We start from the raw sequence: 364 nt of genomic DNA, 5'->3' as shown, positions 1-364 counted from the left end.
GCTGAATAATCTGCTGATGGTGTTACTTGCCCGAGCAGTGCTTTAAGCTTTTCAAAGGGATAGGGCTGAAGTTTATTCAAGTCTGGGTTCATGAGGTTATTTCTACCTGCTCATCTAGAAGTGTACATATGTCGTGCTGTAAGGCCTCGCAAATCATTGCGTCACTAAGCGGTTGACCGTCTGTGTCGGTAATGAAGAAAACGTCTTCTACTCGCTCGCCCAAGGTGGCAATACGTGCATTGATCAATGATAAATTATGCTTTAGAAGTGCTTGGCCAATACGAGCGAGTAGGCCGGGTCGGTCGGGTGTTACAACCTCCATTACGGTACGCTGATTAATCATGTCATTGCTGAAAGTCACTTC

The 364-nt window shown here is 45.9% G+C and carries 1 protein-coding gene; it reads right to left on the bottom strand.

The annotated features are described in order from the left end of the window. Window positions 1–88: 88 nt before the first annotated feature. Window positions 89–364 (bottom strand): ACT domain-containing protein (locus A3756_RS06345; protein WP_156490320.1); only part of this gene is annotated, 276 nt, incomplete at its 5' end.

Source organism: Oleiphilus sp. HI0086, assembly GCF_001635225.1.
This window is presented reverse-complemented; position numbering and strand designations above follow the sequence as displayed.